Genomic DNA, 19,368 nt, shown 5'->3' with positions numbered 1-19,368 from the left:
AAGCGGGAACATGGACAACCAATAAATCCAAGTCTTTCGCTCCTTCCTTCGACTCCCGAAGCTTCGGGACTGGATGACAATTATTGATTTAATAAAATAGCAGCTTCCTTAGCAAAATAAGTCGAAATCAAACTCGCGCCGGCGCGTTTAATACACATTAATTGCTCCATCATAATTTTGTCGTGGTCGAGCCAACCTCTTTCAGAAGCGGCTTTGATCATGGCATATTCGCCCGACACGTGGAAAACCGTCACCGGAACATTTACGGCATTTTTGACTTCGCGAACGATATCTAAATAGGCAATTCCGGGTTTTACCATCACCATATCGGCTCCTTCTTCAACGTCCATTAAGGCTTCCTTGATGGCTTCGATGCGGTTAGCATAGTCCATTTGGTACGTTTTTTTGTCTTTCGGAACCACTACATCGGCTTCTCTTGGTGCGCTGTCTAAAGCATCACGAAATGGCCCATAAAATGCCGAAGCATATTTAGCCGAATAACTCATAATGCCTACGTTTGAAAAACCGGCAGCGTCTAAACCTTGGCGTAATCTTAAAACGCGTCCGTCCATCATGTCGCTTGGCGCTACAAAATCGGCTCCGGCTTGTGCATGAGAAACGGCCATTTTTACCAAAGCTTCATTGGTCGCATCGTTGGCAATATCACCGTTTTCGATGATACCGTCATGACCGTAAATGGAGTATGGATCTAAAGCGACATCGGGCATGACAATCATTTCCGGACAAGCGGTTTTAATGGCTTTGATGGCGCGTTGCATTAATCCGTTGGGATTCCAAGCTTCTTTACCGGTGTTGTCTTTTAGGCTTTCATCTACTTTTACATAGATGTTTACGGCGCGAATGCCTAAAGCGTAAATTTCTTTGACTTCTTCTACCGTTAAATCGATAGAACGACGGAAAATACCGGGCATTGATGGGATTTCAAATTTATAATTTTCACCTTCTGCGATGAACATTGGGAACATGAAGTCGCTTGGACTTAAAGTTGTTTCGCGGACTAGGGAACGAATGCTTTCGTTAACTCTTAATCTTCTGCCTCTTTGTAGTGGGAACATATTAATGGATAATTTATAATTGACAATTGATAATTATATCCAGTCAATTGGTTTTTCTAATATTTTGACTAATTTTTCTTCTTCGCTTCCGATTTCCGGATGATGATCGTAAACCCATTGTACCTGTGGTGGTAAAGACATCAAGATGCTCTCGATTCTACCATTGGTTTTGAGTCCGAATAGCGTGCCTTTGTCGTGTACCAAATTGAATTCGACATAACGACCGCGACGGATTTCCTGCCAGGTTTTTTGTTCGGGCGTATAGGATAATGTTTTTCTTCTTTCTACAATGGGAACGTAAGCTTCACAGAAACTGTTTCCAACTTCAGTCACAAAATTGTACCAATCTTCCATTGACATTGATTCTGTTGCTTTGCAATAATCGAAAAACAAACCGCCTATGCCTCGTGCTTCATTTCTATGGGCATTCCAAAAATAGGCGTCGCATTGTTTTTTGTATTTCGGATAAAAATCGGTCCCGAAGCTTCGGGAGTGTTTGTCGCACGCGTTTTTACACGTTTGGTGAAAATGTTTGGCATCTTCTTCAAACAAATAATAAGGCGTTAAATCTTGTCCGCCACCAAACCAACTATTAATTACATTTCCATTATCGTCATACATTTCGAAATAGCGCCAATTGGCGTGAACCGTTGGCACCATTGGGCTTTTTGGGTGAATCACTAAACTCAGTCCACACGCAAAGAAATCAGCTTCGCCAACGTTGAACAGTTGACGCATCGTTTCGGGTAATTTACCGTGAACGGCTGAAATGTTTACGCCGCCTTTTTCAAAAACATTTCCATTCTCCATCACGCGGGTTCTTCCGCCGCCGCCTTCCGGTCGTTGCCAAATATCTTCACGGAATTTTGCTACACCATCAACCGCTTCTAAAGCGGAAGTGATTTGGTTTTGTAATTGTAATATATATTGATAAAATTTATCTTTCATCTAATCCTTTTTTTCGTAAATATCTTTACGCCCAACACTATACATCACTTGATTATCCGGATGTATCGGTACAAATGATATTTTCTTCATGGTGATACTGTCTTCAAAATGAATTCGAAAATAACTATCAAACGTTTGATTTCCTATTTGAGAAAATGTAATGGTGTGAAGAATATAATCTTTTTCATTTTGCACTACTTCGAAAATCCCTTCATAATTCAAACCGTCAGCAATTAGTGATAGTTTATTGTCTTTTTTAAAGGTATAGGTTTTACTGTTTTTGACTTTATTCACCACAACTTTATTGCCTAAATTACCTCCAAAATGTTCTTCCGTTTTTTCCCATTTTCCTATCAAAAGATCCTCTTTTGAAGAGCATCCGAGAATCAAAATCAACACTAAAATTAGAAGTGTATTTTTCATCAACTATGATTTATATTCTTTCACGGCTTCAATAAATGCTTTCGCATGATCTACCGGAATATTGGGTAAAATCCCGTGACCAAGGTTTACGATGTAACTGTCTTTTCCGAATTCGTTTATCATTTCGTGCACCATTTTTTTGATGGTTGGAATTGGAGACAATAATCTTGAAGGATCGAAGTTTCCTTGGAGTGTAATTTTTCCACCTGATAAATAACGAGCATTTCTGGCCGAGCAAGTCCAATCTACGCCAAGGGCTGACGCTTTAGATTTGGCCATGTCACCAAGTGCAAACCAACATCCTTTTCCGAATACGATTACTTTAGTGTCATCGGCCAATGCTTCTACGATTTGGTTGATGTAAGGCCACGAGAATTCTTGATAATCAACCGGTGATAACATTCCGCCCCAAGAATCAAAAATCTGAATGGCGTTACAACCTGCTTTTACTTTTTCTTTTAAATATAAAATGGTCGTATCAGTGATTTTTTGCAATAAAGTATGTGCCGCAACCGGATTGGAGAAACAAAATCCTTTGGCGGTATCGAAACTTTTAGAGCCTTTTCCTTCAACTGCATAACAAAAAATAGTCCATGGCGAACCGGCGAAACCGATAAGTGGCACCTCATCGTTTAGCATTTCTTTGGTTAATTTGATAGCGTCAAAAACATAACCTAAAGTCTCGTGAACATCCGGAACGAAGACTTGATTGACTTGTTCCATCGTTCTGATTGGATTGGGGATTATGGGTCCCAAATTGTCTTTCAACTCAACGTGTATACCCATCGCTCTTGGTACTACCAAAATATCCGAAAACAAAATCGCCGCATCCGGCTTTACAATTCTAATCGGTTGAACCGTGATTTCTGCGGCTAATTCCGGTGTTTCACAACGGGTGAAGAAATCATATTTATCGCGTAAGGCTCTGAATTCAGGCAAATATCTTCCTGCTTGACGCATCATCCAAACCGGTGGACGTTCTACTGTTTCATTGTTTAAGGCGCGAAGGAATAAATCGTTTTTAATCATACTTTTGGTTTTGTGTTAGCCAAGGCTAAACTATATTTTATTAAAAAATTCTATACTTTTTAAAATGGTACTTTCTATTGTGGGTTGGTTTGCAATAACCGCTTTCTTCGTAATATTTCTTAATGCCTTTGCTGTTGTACTGCCTATACAAAAACATATTTCGTCCCGAATGACATTGGTTTTCAAAAAACTTTGTATGCCCGACGGACTAAAAAACAAAACTGCATTCAAATTATCATCTGCCTTGTGAGGCGTTAAAACAGTCTCGTAAACTTCAATCTCCTCAAAAATCACTTCGGCTAATGTAAGTGAATCCGGTAGAATATCTCTTCTCAAATTCCCGCAAAAGAACGTGAAACTGCTTTTGAAATATTGGTTACAAATAATCGAAGCCAATTCCGAGGCGTAATCCGAGCTTACGATTACTTCAAAGTCATTTTGTTCTAATAACGTTCTGGTTTTTTCGCCTACGCAGAAACATTTTCGCGTTTTTATTTCGTTTATCTTTTTATTCTCTAAAACACTCTCAACGGCATTTTGACTGGTGAAAATCAGAAAGTCATTAACACTTTCGATATCAAAATATTTACTTTCTACATTGATAAAATCGGCTTCTTCGACTGCAAAATTCGCACTCAACAACAATTGCTTTTGATTTTCAGAAAGCTTTTTGGTTGATAATATGCGAATTTGATTTTCCATTTTACACTTTAGGTTTAAGTTGTTTCTTTATTTCAACCATCAACTCACTTCCCCCATTTTCAAGAATTTCTTGTGCCGAATGAAAGCCTATTTTTTTCCACTCCGAAAGGTCTACTGCTTTCTTGATTTCGAACTTCTGTTTTCCGTCAAGAGAAAGAAGACATCCATGAAATTCTATCGTATCATCGTTCTGATTGTATTTGGCTAAAGCTCCTATTGGCGCCGTACAACCGCCTTCCAATGTTCTTAAAAATTGTCTCTCTATATAGGTGCAAATTTCGGTTTCGATATCATTCAATTGCGAAATTGCATCGATTGTATAATCGTCATTACCCATCGCTACTACTACCATAGCTCCTTGTGCCGGAGCCGGAATCATCCAATCTAAATCGATAAAAGTTTCCGGTTTTAAATTGATTCTTTCCAGACCAGCCGCAGCAAAAACAGCTCCGCTCCAATCATTGTCTTGCAACTTTTGCATGCGTGTATTTACGTTACCGCGTAAATCGGCAACCGTGTGATTTGGGTATTTATTCAGCCATTGCGCTTGTCGGCGTAAGCTTCCGGTAGCAATAGTTCCGTTTGTGTTTAAAAAATCGAGATTGCCTTTGTGCACTAAAATATCTAACACATTCGCCCTTTCCAAAACTGCTGCTTGAACAATGCCGATTGGCAAAGCCGTTGGCACATCTTTCATAGAATGTACGGCAATATCAACTTCGCCATTAATCATGGCTATGTCTAACGTTTTGGTGAAAATTCCCGTGATTCCGAGTTCGTATAAAGGTTTGTCGAGAATAATATCGCCTTGAGATTTCACGGCAACAATAGTGGTTTTATACCCTAAATCGTTTAGCTTTTTTTGAACCGTATGCGCTTGCCAAAGGGCTAATTCGCTATCGCGAGTTCCTATACGTATGGTTTTTTCAGTCACTTTGTGCATGGGTTTTTATATTTCTCGCAATCCCGAAGCTTCGGGAGCGAAGACGCAGGGTTTTAAAAAAATGATTTTTCCTGGTCTAACTGGAAAACTTTTTCAATCCATTCGATGCCTTCGTCCATAGAATCGCCATCTTTCAGATGATTTACAAAATGATTGGTGATTTTTTGGATAATTCTATTGCTGATTAATTCGGCTTGCTCTTCATCAAAATTGGATAATTTTTTGCGTTGTACATTCAATTCGCCATCTTTGATAGAATTGAGTTTTTCTTTCAACGCTTGAATAGTTGGTGCAAACTTTCGGTTTTTGGCCCAAGCCATAAACTCTTCTTTGATTTCTTCAATAATCGCTTCCGCTGCCGGAATGTGCAATTTTCTGTTTTCTAAAGTCTCATCCGTAATTTGAGAAAGATGGTCTAAATGAATTAAAGTCACACCTTCTATTTCCTGTACATTTTCGTTTACATTTTTAGGAATCGATAAATCTAAAATCAACAACGGTTTTTTCAAATTTAAAATGGCTTTATCAATCGTTGGATTTTGAGCACCGGTCGCTACAACTACAACGTCAGCTTTTTGCAGTTCCAATTGTAAATCAGCATAGTCTTTAACGACTAGATCTAACTTTTGACCTAATTTTTCGGCTTTGTCTTTGGTACGATTGATTAACGTGATTTGCTCATGCTTGGTATGTTTAACCAAATTTTCGCAAGTGTTTCTGCCTATTTTTCCCGTTCCAAAAAGCAGAATATTTTTATTGGCAATATCTTCAACATTTTTGATAATGTATTGTACTGAAGCAAATGAAACTGAAGTGGCTCCGGTAGAAATATTGGTATCGGTTTTGATTTTTTTGCTGGCTTGAATAACGGAATTCACTAATCTTTCTAAGAACGAATTCACCAAACCATTTGATTTACTCTCAACAAAAGCAATCTTCATCTGGCTGATGATTTCAAAATCACCTAAGATTTGACTGTCTAAACCGGTTCCAACGCGAAACATGTGGTTAATTGCTTCTTGATTTTTATAAATGTAAGCCACTTCTTGAAACTCTTGTACAGAACCTTGGCTGTTTTCGCAAAGCAATTTGATTAACTCGTAAGGATGATTAGCAAAACCGTATATTTCAGTTCGGTTACAGGTTGATGTAACGATTAAGGCCTCGATTCCTTCTGCTTCGGCTTGCATCAATAAAGTTGATTTTGCTTTGGCATCCAAACTGAACTTTCCTCTGATTTCAGCATCTGCTTTTTTATAACTTAATCCAACGGCGTAAAAAGAGGTATGTTTCGACATATTAAAATTTTCCATAGACTACTTTCCTTAAAAAGTTCAACAAAAATATTACTATACAATTTATAAAAGTAACGCTGTAGGGACTTTTTGTGTCGCTGTGAGATATTTTGATTGCTAAATATCTTTTTAGCGTTATTTATTATAAATTTGCAATGAAATCAAGTCTTCGCAAACTCTTTATGTAGATTCATTCTAAATAAGAATTTCACTTGCTTTCGAAATCATATACGAAAAAATATCGCTATGGGTTCTCAAGAAGTTATAACTATTGAAAATGATTTTACTTTAATTCGTTTTCAAAACGATGGAAATGACAATTTTCATGTAAAAAGACATATCAGTCAAGGACTTATACAATTTCACTTCGGCATTAAAGGCAAAGCAAAATTTGTCTTCAATCAGGGAAATTATGCGTTAGATTTAAAAGAAGAAAAGTCATTGTTGTTCTACAATCCACAAAAAGAACTGCCTTTAGATTTAGAATTGGCTCCAAATTCTTGGGTGATTTCGGTGATTATTTCCATCCAAAAGTTTCATTCTTTGTTCACCAATCAGTCTGACCATATTCCGTTCTTGAGTCCGGAGAACAACGATAAAAAATATTACCAAGAAGAAAATATTAGTCCGTCAATGGCGATTGTTTTGAGTCAAATGTTTCATTACTCACTCAATCCTTCCATCAAAAATCTATATTATAAAGGGAAAGGTTATGAATTGTTGAGTTTGTATTTCAATAGAAACGAAGACCCGAATGCTGAACAATGTCCATTCCTAATTGACGAAGACAATGTCATGAAAATCAAAAAAGCCAAAGAAATCATGATTGCCAATATGGCTGAACCGCCAGGATTAGAAGAGCTTTCGGAGCAAGTTGGATTAAGTTTGAAAAAATTAAAAATGGGGTTCAAGCAAATTTACGGCGACACGGTTTATGGTTTTTTATTCGATTATAAAATGGATTACGCCCGACAATTATTGGATTCCGGTTCATATAATGTGAATGAAGTTGGGCTCAAAATCGGCTACAGCACCGGAAGTCATTTTATTGCAGCGTTCAAAAAGAAATTTGCCACGACACCCAAAAAATATTTAATGAGTCTGAATGCCAATACCTAATCCAATTGATTTCGTATATCAAACCATTAGCAAAAAAACTGTTTAAACTAAAGTCAAAAAAGAAGTTTCATTACTTTTAACAAAATTAAAATTGCCAAAATGAAAGGAGTATTATTAGTCAATCTCGGTTCGCCCGAAAGTCCAACTGCCAAAGATGTAAAACCGTATTTAGATGAATTTTTAATGGATAAATACGTGATCGACGTTCCATTTTTATTAAGAGCGCTTTTAGTACGCGGGATTATTTTACAAACACGCCCAAAAAAATCAGCCGAGGCTTACAGTCAAATATGGACGGATGAAGGTTCGCCGCTAATTGTTTTCTCGAAGAAAATGCACCAAAAAGTGGAGAAATTGGTTGATGTACCAGTGGCCTTAGCGATGCGTTACGGAACGATGACGATGCAAAAAGGATTACAGGAATTGAAAGACAAAGGTGTAACCGAAGTGATGTTGTTGGCTTTGTATCCGCAATATGCGATGGCTTCTACGACCACAATTTGGGCTTTAGCCGATGAATTGCAACAGAAACATTTCCCTGAAATGACGATTTCCAAAGTTCCGGCTTTTTACAACAAACCTGATTTTATCAAAACCTTAGCCCATTCGATTAAAAAACACTTAGCCGGATTTGAATACGATCATTTATTGTTTTCCTATCACGGCATTCCGAAACGTCATATTCGCAAAACCGATATAACCAAATCACATTGTACTATTGATGGTAAATGTTGTGTAACCGCTTCGCCGGCACATGAATTTTGCTATCGACACCAATGTTATGAAACGACAAGACAAGTGGTTGAATTACTAGGAATTCCGGAAGGCAAATACAGTCAGACTTTCCAATCTCGCTTAGCCGGTGACAAATGGTTGACACCTTACACCGATGTTGAAATCAATAAAATGCCCGAAAAAGGCATTAAAAAATTAGCCGTAGTTACGCCGGCATTCGTTAGCGATTGTTTGGAAACTTTAGAAGAAATTGCCATGCGTGCCAATGAAGATTTCAAAGAACACGGTGGCGAAGAATTCTTTGCGGTGCCTTGTTTGAATGATGAAGACGAATGGTGTGAAGTCGTGGCAAATTGGGTGAAAGATTGGGCAAAATAATTTTCTAAATGGAATTGTACAACTACATAAAATCATTGCACCTCATCTTTGTTATCACATGGTTTGCGGGTTTGTTTTATATTGTTCGCTTGTTTGTGTACCAAATTGAAGCCAACGACAAACCTTCGCCTGAGAAAGAAATTTTGCAAAAGCAATACAAAATTATGACTTACCGTCTTTGGTATATCATCACTTGGCCTAGTGCGGTTTTGGCAACAATATTCGCTTTGTGGTTGTTACATTTGATGCCCGCATGGATTCATATGCCATGGATGCAAGTGAAATTAGGTTTTGTAGTTTTATTATTCGCTTATCATTTCAAATGCCATCAAATTTACAATCAGTTGCAAAAGGACAAATTCAAATACAGCTCTAACTTTATGCGATTGTGGAATGAAGGCGCCACGATTATCCTATTTTCTGTCGTTTTTTTAGTAATTTTAAAAAATGCTTTCAACTGGATTTATGGCGTGGTCGGAATTGTTTTGTTTTCGATTTTGATTATGCTTGGTTTTAAATTTTACAAACGAATTCGGGAGAAAAAATAATAAGGTAAAAGCCACTAGGTAATAGTAACTAATGCCTAATGCCTAATGCCTAATGCCTATAAAAATGATAAACGGCTTCAAAATGTCAATGCTTTCGCTTCGCATCAGGATTTTCCTGTCGATGATTATATTGATATTAATTGCCTCGATTTTGATGGCTTCTATTTCGATTATTCAGTTTAAGAATGAAGCCAAAGATTATCACCAAGAACGTTTAGACCGAAAAGAATTTGCCATCAAAGAGCACATCAACTATGTGCTTTCCACGACAACGTATCCGCTGACACCTGAAAATCTTCGATTGATTTTTAAGGATAAAATACACGAACTGTCAGACATTCACAACCTTGAAATCAATATTTATTCTTTAGAAGGAAAATTGGTCAAATCTTCTAAGTCAACCTTTTCCGTGGATAAAGTGGCGCCGCCAATTCCTAACTATATCCTGAAACTCGTTCAATCTTCTGTTGACAAAAGATATGTTGACATTAAAAATATTGACGGTGTAAAAAACCGTTCCTCTTATAGCCAAATCAAAGATGACAAATTTAAACCCTTGGGCATTCTAAACCTTCCTTATGTTGAAGACGATGGTTTTTACGAGACTGAACTGCGTGAATTTTTACTCCGCTTGAGTCAGGTATATTCTTTTATGTTGGTTATTGCTTTCGCTTTGGCCTATTTTCTATCCAGTTATATCACCAAATCGCTGAAAACCATTTCGGATAAAATCAACGAAACCAGTCTGAACCAAAAAAACGAAAAAATTGTCATTGAAGCCAATAGTAAAGAAATCAACTCTTTGATCAATGCTTATAACCAAATGGTAGACAAACTGGAAGAAAGTGCCTCCATGTTGGCCCAAAGCGAACGTGAACAAGCTTGGCGTGAAATGGCAAAGCAAGTCGCCCACGAAATCAAAAATCCGTTGACACCAATGCGTTTAACGGTGCAAAGTTTCGAAAGAAAATTTGACCCAAATGATCCTGATTTGAAGCAAAAACTGAATGATTATTCTAAAACCATGATTCAGCAAATTGACACGATGAGTTCAGTCGCATCGGCGTTTTCTAACTTTGCTTCGATGCCGGCGCAGCAGAATGAAAATCTGAATGTGGTTGATGTGGTTGAATTGGCTTTGGATATTTTTAATGAAGATTATATCGTTTTTGAAAGTGATAAAGAAGAAATTATATCGAAACTGGACCGAACACAATTGATTAGAATCATTACCAATTTAGTTAAAAATGCCACGCAATCCATTCCGGAAGATCAAGAAGAAAAGCAGGTTTTGGTTTCGGTAAATGAAGTGAAAGACAATGTCATTATTTCGGTTAAAGACAATGGAATCGGAATTAGTTCAGAAAACATCGATTATATTTTCGAACCAAAATTCACCACCAAAACCAGCGGTATGGGATTGGGATTGGGAATTATCAAAAACATTATAGAAAATTACAAAGGAACTATTACATTTGAAACCGAACTTGGAAAAGGCTCAACGTTTATTGTGTCGCTTCCTATTGTTAAATAAACACAGATTTCACAAATTACCACAAATTGTTTTTACTTAAAACTATAAACTATGAACTTCGAAAACATACTTGTTGCTATTGACAACGGCATCGGACAAATTACTATTAATCGTCCGGCAAAATTAAATGCTTTGAACAAAGCAACTATTCAGGAATTACACGATGCTTTTGAAAGCCTAGAAAACAATACTGATGTTCGAGTAATTATCATCACTGGCGAAGGCGAAAAAGCTTTTGTAGCCGGCGCTGACATCTCGGAATTTGCTAGTTTTTCTATTGAAGAAGGCGCACAATTAGCGGCTCAAGGACAAGAATTATTATTTGATTTTGTAGAAAAATTGAGAACTCCGGTTATTGCAGCTGTGAATGGCTTTGCGCTTGGCGGCGGCTTAGAATTGGCAATGGCTTGTCATTTCCGAATTGCTTCCGATAATGCTAAAATGGGATTGCCTGAAACTTCTTTAGGTGTTATTCCGGGTTATGGCGGAACACAGCGTTTGCCACAATTAGTCGGAAAAGGACGCGCCATGGAAATGATAATGACTGCAGGAATGATTGATGCAGAAACGGCTAAGTCTTATGGCTTGGTCAATCACGTAGTGCCTCAAGCCGAACTATTAGAATTTACCCAAAACATTGCTTCGAAAATCATGCGCAATTCTCCAAACGCTATCGGAAAAGCGATAAAAGCAATCAATGCCAATTACAAACACGATGTTGACGGTTTTGATGTGGAAATCAGAAACTTTGGAAAATGTTTTGGAACAGAAGATTTTAAAGAAGGAACAACGGCATTTTTGGAAAAAAGGAAAGCCAGTTTTACAGGGAAATAATTTTTAGTGTTCATTGTTCAGCAATTAGTGTTCAGTTCTTCTGCTTACTAACAACTGAACACTGCATACTACTTCTCGCCTTCCCATTCCGCATAAAACTGCGACAGGAAGTTTTCCATGTATTTATGGCGTTCCAATGCGATTTTTTTGCCGGTTTCGGTGTTCATTTTGTCTTTTAGCAACAATAATTTTTCGTAGAAATGATTCAGCGTTGGCGATTCTGAATTCTTATATTCTTCTTTGCTCATGTTTAATTTGGGAGCAATCGCCGGATTGTAAAGCGCTCTGTTTTTGAATCCGCCATAATTAAAACATCTTGCAATCCCGATTGCCCCGATTGCGTCTAATCTGTCTGCATCTTGAACTATTTCGAGTTCAATTGAACTAAATTTCTTTTCAAAATTGCCGCCTTTAAACGAGATATTTTCGATAATATTAATCACATGCACAATTGTGGCTTCATCCACCTTTTCGACTTCTAAAAAAGCACGAGCCGTTTTAGGCCCGATTGTTTCATCGCCATCGTGGAATTTACTGTCGGCAATATCATGAAGCAATGCGCCAAGTTTAACAACCGTTAAATCACAATCTTCATCCTTCGCCATCAAAATGGCATTTTTGTATACGCGTTCAATATGAAACCAATCGTGTCCGCCTTCAGCGTTTTCGAGTTTCTCTTTTACAAAAAGTATGGTTTTATCAATTACTGACATCTGTTGGGTTTAAAAAAATCCTTTCGTTGGAAAGGATTTAAAAGTCTATTTATCGAATCAAAGCAGGTTCAACCCATTTGAATGTTTTAGTTTCTTCTGGCAAGACCATTCTTTCAGAAATTTTTGCCATTCTTTCAGGTAATCTCATCAAATAATCTCTAGCTTTTTCGGCTTCCGCTGTAAGATTAGTTATTTTATCAATCTCCCATTTTTCAGTCAATTTCTTCAAAATGTCTACATAATCCGTAGCAGTATAAACACCTAATTTTTGTGCTGAGTTAGAAAATTCTTCAAAAGCAGTGCTTATTTTTTCTCCTGATTCTCTCAAGAAAACCGCAGGCATCACGATTTTTTGTTTCATCATGTATTGAAACGACAACATCATTTCGCTTGGGTCAACTTTGAAAATTTGGTTCACAAATTCACTATAGGCATGATGGTGACGCATTTCGTCTCCGGCGATCATTTTACACAATTTTGACAATTTCTTGTCGCCATACTGTTTGGCAATTTGCGAAACTCTGTTGTGTGAAATATAAGTGGCCAATTCTTGAAAACTAGTGTACACAAAATTTTTATAAGGATCGCGACCGGTTCCAATATCAAATCCGTCATTGATTAAATGTTGTGTTGTCATTTCCACTTCGCGCATGTTCACACGACCGGATAAATATAGGTATTTGTTCAATAAATCACCATGGCGGTTTTCTTCACCGGTCCATTGGCGAACCCATTTTGCCCAGCCATTTCTTTCCACATTATCAATGCCTTCAACATCCATCAACCAAGCTTCGTAAGTTGGCAAAGCTTCTTCTGTAATGGTATCACCAACCAACACTACCCAAAAATCATAGGGTAAATCTTTGGCAATTTCTCTTAATTCTTTTACTTCTTCAAAGAAATTTTCACTTTCGGAATTGGGAAGTAAGTCTGAAGGTTGCCATATTTTTTCTACCGGAATCAGAAACTCATCAACAAATTTGTCGACGTCTTTTTCCAGAAATTGCATGACTTCAAGTCTAACATTTTTTTGAGGCATTTTTTATTTTTTTATAGATTCTACTATCGCTTGTTCTGTTTTCGCCATTAATTCTTCAAAGGAATAATCTTTTACAGCTATTGGTTCGTGAATGATAAATTGCAAACGATTGCCTAAGCCCATCGGGAAAGCACCAAATTTAACCATTTTCCACGAATTATTAATGGTAATTGGCACAACATAAGCAGAAGGAGCATATTTACATAGGATTTTTAAACCACTTTGTGCAAATTCTTTAGGTTTACCGTTTTTACTTCGTGTACCTTCCGGGAAAATTACGGCTGAACGTTTGTGTTTTTCGATGTATTCAGACAAACCTTTGATTAGCGGAATGGCTTGTTTTGGGTCTTTTCTGTCAATCAAAATAGAACCACCATGTCTTAAATTATAGGAAACACTAGGAATGCCTTTCCCTAATTCTTTTTTGCTAACAAACTTGGCGTGGAATCGTCTTAAATACCAAATGATTCCGACGATATCGTATAAACTTTGGTGGTTGGCTACAAAGATAATTGGCGCATCTTTGGGGATAACTTCTCTGTTTTCAAAAGTGTAAGTCGTTCCTAAAATATTGGTACATTTGGTTAGAAAAAAATTCAAGTAATCGACACTTTTTTTATGGGCTTGGTAGCCAAAAACATTAAAACAAACCCACTGAATTGGGTGAAAAATGACCAATGTCAATCCGAAACACAAATAATAAATTACTGAAATTGGATAGGATATAAGTTTTTCCATGACTTAAAAATTGGACACAAAAGTAAGGAAAAATCAAGGGATGAAGAATAAAGTGAAGAGAAAAAAGAGTTTAAAAATTTAACAAAATATACACTTTTAGTATATCACTGTAAAACCAAAATCTTTTATCTTTAAAAAAATAAGTGTGGCTACTTTAAAAGTTTAAACAATTTGTTCAAAACTCCTCTAGTTAGTCTCTTAGGACATCAAAAAAAGCATTATTTTTATGCCACTAAATTTTTAAAAAATGAGTTCAGAAAAAGAAGCCAAATTAAAAGCATTACAACTAACACTAGATAAATTAGACAAAGCCTACGGCAAAGGAACCGTGATGAAGATGGGCGATAAAGCCGTTGAAGAAGTAGAAGTTATTCCTTCGGGTTCGCTTGGTTTGGATTTAGCTTTGGGCGTAAACGGCTATCCAAGAGGAAGAGTTATAGAAATATATGGCCCGGAATCTTCGGGTAAAACTACTTTAACCTTACATGCTATTGCTGAAGCCCAAAAAGCCGGTGGAATTGCAGCTTTCATTGATGCAGAGCACGCTTTTGATAGAAATTATGCCCAGAAATTAGGCGTAGATATCGAAAACTTAATTATTTCCCAACCGGATAACGGAGAACAAGCTTTGGAAATTGCTGAAAACTTAATCCGTTCAGGGGCGATTGATATTGTGGTTATTGACTCTGTTGCTGCTTTGACACCAAAAAGCGAAATCGAAGGCGAAATGGGTGATTCTAAAATGGGATTACATGCTCGTTTGATGTCACAAGCTTTAAGAAAATTGACGGGAACCATCAGCAAAACCAATTGTACCGTTTTCTTCATCAACCAGTTGAGAGAGAAAATCGGCGTAATGTTTGGAAATCCAGAAACAACGACCGGTGGAAATGCATTGAAGTTCTATGCTTCGGTTCGTTTAGACATTCGTCGTTCGTCACAAATTAAAGATGGCGAAAATGTAATTGGAAACAGGACTAAAGTAAAAGTGGTTAAAAATAAAGTGGCGCCACCATTTAAAACAGCCGAATTTGACATCATGTATGGCGAAGGTGTTTCTAAAACAGGAGAGATTTTGGATTTAGCCGTTGAATTTGAAGTGATTAAAAAAGCAGGTTCGTGGTTCAGTTATGGCGACACTAAACTTGGGCAAGGTCGAGATGCTGTCAAGGTTTTAATTAAGGATAATCCGGAATTGGCCGATGAATTGGAACAAAAAATTAAAGACCTCATCAAAGAAAGTAATGCTTAAAAATTTAAACTCGTCTCGTTGAAAAACGGGACGTTTTTTTTTATTAATTTAACGCAACCATTTGTGAACATTTCCATCTAACACAAAAAATCATTTACCATTATGAAAAAAATAGTTTCTCTTATAGCTTTAATTTTTTTATTCAATTCTTGTGTTCCTGACGATCAAACGGATTATTTATTTGAATTATTGCCCGTTGAGAGTGTTGAGATTCCGACGGAGTTTACCCTAGGCGCAACCTATGAAATTAGAATGTATTACAGAAGGCCAACCACCTGTCACACCTTCAACACGATTTATTATGACAAAAATTTAAATGTAAGAACCATCGCCATTGAAAGTGCTGTAAGACAAGAAAACGATTGCCAAGAGCTTACTGAGGACAATCTCGTTGAATGTCACTTTAACTTTTTAGTAACCAGTAATGGTTCTTATCTCTTTAAATTTTATCAAGGACAAGATGATCAAGGAAATAATATTTTTTTAGAATATGAAATTCCGGTGGTTAACTAAACTATTAAACAATCAATTTTTGAAAATTGGATTTAAAACAACTCATAAATGATTGCAAAAATGACAATAGGAAAGCACAAGAACAGTTATACCGAATTTATTCACCAAAACTGTTTGCTGTATGCTTGAAATATTCGCGCAATTATGCTGAGGCACAAGACAATTTACAAGATGGATTTATTCTCATCTTTAAAAAAATTGAGCAATTTTCATTTAAAGGTTCTTTCGATGGTTGGTTGAAAAGAGTAATGATTAACAATGTTCTACAACAATATCGAAATCAGACTTTTTTAAGTTTAGTCAATGAAGATGTAGCTGATGAACCAGAGATTGAAATCGAAGACGACAGTATTTCAATGGATTATTTGCTGAAAATCATTCAGGAATTGCCCGACAGGTACCGATTGGTTTTCAACCTTTATGTAATTGATGACTTTTCACATGCTGAAATTGCTGAAATGTTGACCATTAATATTGGCACCTCAAAATCAAATTTGGCCAGAGCCCGAATGATTTTAAAAGAAAAAATAGAACAATACAAAAATGAAGAAACTAAAAAGTTTCCTTCTGCAAAATGAGTAATAAAAAGAACATAGACAGACTTTTTCAAGAAAAGTTCAGAGATTTCGAAGCCAATCCGGCTAATGATTTTTGGAACAATATTGAAGCAAAGCTCGACGAAAAAAAGCGTAAAAGAGTGATTCCGTTTTGGTGGAAATTCTCAGGCGTTGCGGCTGTATTTCTGATTGGAATCTTGATTGGCAACCAAGTTTTAAATGATGACATTGCGCCAAGTAATCCAATTGTAGTTGAGGATAATTCAAATCAAAACAAAGGAAAAGCAACTGATGGTATTTTAGAAAAAGATGGGGTAAATGGAATCAGTCCAAAATTGAAGACCAATACAGCTGAAGCGGTTTCAGAAAATAGCGGAACAACAAAGAATATTACCCCAAAATCAGACAATACTTCTGATGACGTTATAGTCGACAAAACTTCAAACGAACAAAAATCGTCAGGAAAATTGATTCTTTCTCCAATGGTTAATGATTCGAAAGCAACCATTGCCCACGGTAAATCAAACAAAAACAGTTCTTCGAAAAATAAATTGAATTTGGGGAAAAATAAAACTTCGGTGAACGAAACATTAAACAAAGAAGAGGTTCAATTAGTTGTCAATAAAGAAAAAAACAACCAATCTATTAATAACATTCGAGCCAAAAGCGAACTGAATGAAACCAATCCGCTTGTTCAAACCGACAAAAATGATAACAACCAATCCAATACTACCAATCCTCTATTAATCAATAAAGACCTCAATCTTGATGGTCTAAAAGGAGACAATAATTCAAAAATTGCAACCAAGGAAATCGAGAACAAAATTAACGACACTACCACCAATAAAAGTATTGCCAAAAATGAGTTGGAAGAATTGCTAAATAAAAAAGAAGAAAAATTAAAACAAGAATCTAAGCTAAATAGGTGGCAACTCACCTCAAATGTCGCCCCTATTTTCTTAGGTTCAACCTCTAATGGTTCGCCAATTGATTCAACGCTCATAAACAATTCAAAATCTTATAATACCGGAGTTGGTTATGGTATTGGTGTAAGTTATGCGGTCAGTAAAAAACTTACGGTTAGAACCGGATTGAATAAATTCAATATGAGTTACAACACTAATGATATTGTTTATTTTGCCGGAATGGAATCTAGATCCTTGAAAAACATCAATCCTACCGCTTCAGGCTCAATGATACAAGTACAAGATGATTTAATAAATTCTCCTACTGGCGTCACATCTGAGACTTCATTTTTACCTTTTGAAGAGTCTTTTGTACAAAAAAACAAAGGTTATATCAACCAAGAAATGGGTTATTTAGAAATGCCTGTAGAAATGACTTATGCGTTGCTGGATAAGAAATTTGGCATCAAAATCATCGGTGGTTTTAGTACACTTTTCCTTCAAGACAACTCTGTGAGTGTAATCTCTGATAATCGGAGTACCTTTTTAGGAGAAGCCAACAATTTGAATAATATTCATTTCAGTACCAATTTTGGTATCGGATTAAAATATGGTTTTATGAAGTCTTTTGAATTCAATATAGAGCCAACATTCAAATACCAATTAAACACATTCAGTTCAGATGCCGGTAATTTCAAACCTTATTTGTTTGGAATCTACAGCGGCATCAGCTATAAATTCTAGTTTGTGATTGTTTAAAATTAGTTAAGTGGTGTTATTGCTTTCGAGTAATAACTGAAAAGAGTTCCTCAGTTAGGAACTCTTTTTATTTAAATCGTTTTGTAAATCCTTTAAAATCAATTCTCTAACGTTACTTTTCAAAGTCTTTTTAAGATCTTGACTTTGATTTTTAGTCTCAAAAAAAGGATGTACTTTGGCTCTCATCAATCCGGGACTTCCACTGAAAAAAGTATACGAAAAAAGTCTTTTATTGTCATAAAAAGTCATCGGTACAATTGGAATTGCATGTTCAATCGCTAAGCGAAAAGCACCATCTTTAAATTCATCTAAAATTATACTTTCATCCGGAACGCCACCTTCAGGGAAAATACAAATGCTGACACCTTGTTTTAGTCTATTTTGAGCGCGTTCAAAAACGGCCATTCTACTTTTAGAACTACTTCTGTCTACTAAAATACAGGTACGTTTGTAGAAAAATCCAAATAATGGAATCTTTGACAGCTCTTTTTTGCCGACAAAAACAAAAGGATTTTTCACAATTGAAAGCATCAACATGATATCGGTCATCGACGTATGATTGGCTACAAACATATAACTTTTGCCTACTTGCGGTTTTTCTTCAAACTCAACTCTTACGCGATAACCCATTCCGAAGAGAATGAATTTGGCCCAAATTCTAGCCATCACGAAAAAATAAGGATACCATTTCTCCGAAAGGATAGAAATAAAAAGAAACGGAAACATGATGATGATAGGAATCGCCATCAAAACGTAGAACCAAATGCGATAAAGCGTCCAAAAAACAATTTTCAATGCTCTCATGTCGTCAAATGTAATGAAAGGTATGCAATTTTTAAATCTATGTACTAACTTTGTTTATTAACCGCAGAGTTCACAAAGATTAAACGCAAAGTAAAAAAGAGTTTATGACCGAAAATGAAATTTCTACTAAAATTATTGGTTTAGCCATTGAGGTTCATAAAGTTCTTGGTCCTGGATTACTTGAAAGTGCTTATAAAGAATCATTGTTTTATATGATAAATAAACATGGTTTGAAAGTAGAAAAAGAAAAATCAATGCCTTTAATTTTTGAAGAAGTTAAACTAGATTGTGGTTACAGAATAGATTTATTAGTGGAAAATAAACTAGTTATGGAAATAAAAAGTGTCGATTCATTGAATGATATTCATTTGGCGCAAACCTTAACTTATTTAAAACTTGGCAATTACAAGCTTGGTCTGTTAATAAATTTTAATGAAGTTTTGCTGAAAAGTGGCATAAGAAGAATTGTAAATAACTTATAAGAACTTAGTGAACTTTGCGAAAAACTTTGCGAACTTTGCGGT

Annotated in this window: 21 protein-coding genes; 10 read left to right on the top strand and 11 right to left on the bottom strand. The window is 36.3% G+C overall.

Annotated features, from left to right (window positions below; translation table 11 throughout):
- Positions 1 to 80 precede the first annotated feature (80 nt).
- The 7 genes from hemB to hemA all read right to left on the bottom strand — a co-directional run bounded on the left by hemB (position 81) and on the right by hemA (position 6,434).
- Positions 81 to 1,076, bottom strand: a complete 996-nt coding sequence (gene hemB, locus C8C84_RS03835) for a porphobilinogen synthase (RefSeq protein ID WP_121312274.1) — start codon at positions 1,074 to 1,076, stop codon at positions 81 to 83.
- 33 nt (positions 1,077 to 1,109) lie between these two features.
- Positions 1,110 to 2,024: an oxygen-dependent coproporphyrinogen oxidase gene (hemF, locus tag C8C84_RS03830; RefSeq protein WP_121312273.1), complete on the bottom strand. Its 915-nt coding sequence runs from the start codon at positions 2,022 to 2,024 to the stop codon at positions 1,110 to 1,112.
- A complete protein-coding gene (locus C8C84_RS03825) occupies positions 2,025 to 2,447 on the bottom strand; it encodes a hypothetical protein (protein ID WP_121312272.1) in 423 nt (140 codons plus the stop codon). It abuts the gene before it with no gap.
- A 3-nt stretch (positions 2,448 to 2,450) separates the two neighbouring features.
- The gene (gene hemE, locus C8C84_RS03820; protein WP_121312271.1) at positions 2,451 to 3,476 is read right to left on the bottom strand and encodes a uroporphyrinogen decarboxylase; all 1,026 of its coding nucleotides are present in this window, start codon (positions 3,474 to 3,476) and stop codon (positions 2,451 to 2,453) included.
- A gap of 30 nt (positions 3,477 to 3,506) precedes the next feature.
- Positions 3,507 to 4,178: a uroporphyrinogen-III synthase gene (locus C8C84_RS03815; protein ID WP_121312270.1), complete on the bottom strand. Its 672-nt coding sequence runs from the start codon at positions 4,176 to 4,178 to the stop codon at positions 3,507 to 3,509.
- A gap of 1 nt (position 4,179) precedes the next feature.
- Complete coding sequence (hemC, locus tag C8C84_RS03810) at positions 4,180 to 5,112, bottom strand: hydroxymethylbilane synthase (protein ID WP_121314960.1); 933 nt, start codon at positions 5,110 to 5,112, stop codon at positions 4,180 to 4,182.
- Positions 5,113 to 5,174: 62 nt separating this feature from the next.
- Positions 5,175 to 6,434, bottom strand: a complete 1,260-nt coding sequence (gene hemA / locus C8C84_RS03805; RefSeq protein ID WP_121312269.1) for a glutamyl-tRNA reductase — start codon at positions 6,432 to 6,434, stop codon at positions 5,175 to 5,177.
- Positions 6,435 to 6,662: 228 nt separating this feature from the next.
- Here hemA and C8C84_RS03800 point away from each other — a divergent pair, with 228 nt between their 5' ends.
- From C8C84_RS03800 to C8C84_RS03780, 5 genes are all read left to right on the top strand, one after another.
- Entirely contained in the window at positions 6,663 to 7,535 is an 873-nt protein-coding gene (locus C8C84_RS03800) for an AraC family transcriptional regulator (protein ID WP_121312268.1), read from the top strand.
- A 99-nt stretch (positions 7,536 to 7,634) separates the two neighbouring features.
- Positions 7,635 to 8,648, top strand: a complete 1,014-nt coding sequence (hemH, locus tag C8C84_RS03795) for a ferrochelatase (protein WP_121312267.1) — start codon at positions 7,635 to 7,637, stop codon at positions 8,646 to 8,648.
- 8 nt (positions 8,649 to 8,656) lie between these two features.
- Positions 8,657 to 9,196, top strand: coding sequence for a CopD family protein (locus C8C84_RS03790; protein ID WP_121312266.1), 540 nt, complete (start codon positions 8,657 to 8,659; stop codon positions 9,194 to 9,196).
- A gap of 64 nt (positions 9,197 to 9,260) precedes the next feature.
- Positions 9,261 to 10,730, top strand: coding sequence for a PAS domain-containing sensor histidine kinase (locus C8C84_RS03785; RefSeq protein ID WP_233549715.1), 1,470 nt, complete (start codon positions 9,261 to 9,263; stop codon positions 10,728 to 10,730).
- A gap of 51 nt (positions 10,731 to 10,781) precedes the next feature.
- Positions 10,782 to 11,564 carry an enoyl-CoA hydratase/isomerase family protein gene (locus C8C84_RS03780; RefSeq protein ID WP_121312264.1) on the top strand — a complete coding sequence of 261 codons (783 nt, stop codon included), beginning with the start codon at positions 10,782 to 10,784 and terminating at the stop codon, positions 11,562 to 11,564.
- Between the two features lie 68 nt (positions 11,565 to 11,632).
- Here the strand turns inward: C8C84_RS03780 and C8C84_RS03775 are convergent, their stop codons facing one another.
- The 3 genes from C8C84_RS03775 to C8C84_RS03765 are packed head-to-tail and all read right to left on the bottom strand — an operon-like array spanning position 11,633 to position 14,054.
- Complete coding sequence (locus C8C84_RS03775) at positions 11,633 to 12,277, bottom strand: HD domain-containing protein (RefSeq protein WP_121312263.1); 645 nt, start codon at positions 12,275 to 12,277, stop codon at positions 11,633 to 11,635.
- 49 nt (positions 12,278 to 12,326) lie between these two features.
- The gene (locus C8C84_RS03770; RefSeq protein ID WP_121312262.1) at positions 12,327 to 13,316 is read right to left on the bottom strand and encodes an acyl-ACP desaturase; all 990 of its coding nucleotides are present in this window, start codon (positions 13,314 to 13,316) and stop codon (positions 12,327 to 12,329) included.
- 3 nt (positions 13,317 to 13,319) lie between these two features.
- Complete coding sequence (locus C8C84_RS03765; protein WP_121312261.1) at positions 13,320 to 14,054, bottom strand: 1-acyl-sn-glycerol-3-phosphate acyltransferase; 735 nt, start codon at positions 14,052 to 14,054, stop codon at positions 13,320 to 13,322.
- A gap of 247 nt (positions 14,055 to 14,301) precedes the next feature.
- Here C8C84_RS03765 and recA point away from each other — a divergent pair, with 247 nt between their 5' ends.
- The 4 genes from recA (at position 14,302) to C8C84_RS03745 (ending at position 18,025) form a co-directional block, all read left to right on the top strand.
- Positions 14,302 to 15,306 (top strand): recombinase RecA, encoded by a 1,005-nt coding sequence (gene recA, locus C8C84_RS03760; RefSeq protein ID WP_121312260.1) that lies wholly within the window; start codon positions 14,302 to 14,304, stop codon positions 15,304 to 15,306.
- 102 nt (positions 15,307 to 15,408) lie between these two features.
- Positions 15,409 to 15,819, top strand: coding sequence for a hypothetical protein (locus C8C84_RS03755; RefSeq protein WP_121312259.1), 411 nt, complete (start codon positions 15,409 to 15,411; stop codon positions 15,817 to 15,819).
- A gap of 26 nt (positions 15,820 to 15,845) precedes the next feature.
- Complete coding sequence (locus tag C8C84_RS03750; protein WP_121312258.1) at positions 15,846 to 16,397, top strand: RNA polymerase sigma factor; 552 nt, start codon at positions 15,846 to 15,848, stop codon at positions 16,395 to 16,397.
- Complete coding sequence (locus C8C84_RS03745) at positions 16,394 to 18,025, top strand: outer membrane beta-barrel protein (RefSeq protein WP_121312257.1); 1,632 nt, start codon at positions 16,394 to 16,396, stop codon at positions 18,023 to 18,025. Before C8C84_RS03750 ends, C8C84_RS03745 begins: the two co-directional genes overlap by 4 nt.
- A gap of 69 nt (positions 18,026 to 18,094) precedes the next feature.
- On the opposite strand, the gene C8C84_RS03740 is transcribed toward C8C84_RS03745, so the two are convergent.
- Entirely contained in the window at positions 18,095 to 18,844 is a 750-nt protein-coding gene (locus C8C84_RS03740) for a 1-acyl-sn-glycerol-3-phosphate acyltransferase (protein WP_121312256.1), read from the bottom strand.
- 104 nt (positions 18,845 to 18,948) lie between these two features.
- Here C8C84_RS03740 and C8C84_RS03735 point away from each other — a divergent pair, with 104 nt between their 5' ends.
- Positions 18,949 to 19,326: a GxxExxY protein gene (locus tag C8C84_RS03735; protein WP_121312255.1), complete on the top strand. Its 378-nt coding sequence runs from the start codon at positions 18,949 to 18,951 to the stop codon at positions 19,324 to 19,326.
- The last annotated feature ends 42 nt before the right edge of the window (positions 19,327 to 19,368 follow it).

Source organism: Flavobacterium sp. 102, from assembly GCF_003634615.1.
Taxonomy (GTDB): domain Bacteria; phylum Bacteroidota; class Bacteroidia; order Flavobacteriales; family Flavobacteriaceae; genus Flavobacterium.
The sequence above is the reverse complement of the archived record's forward strand: the minus strand, read 5'-3'. Positions and strand labels throughout refer to the sequence as shown.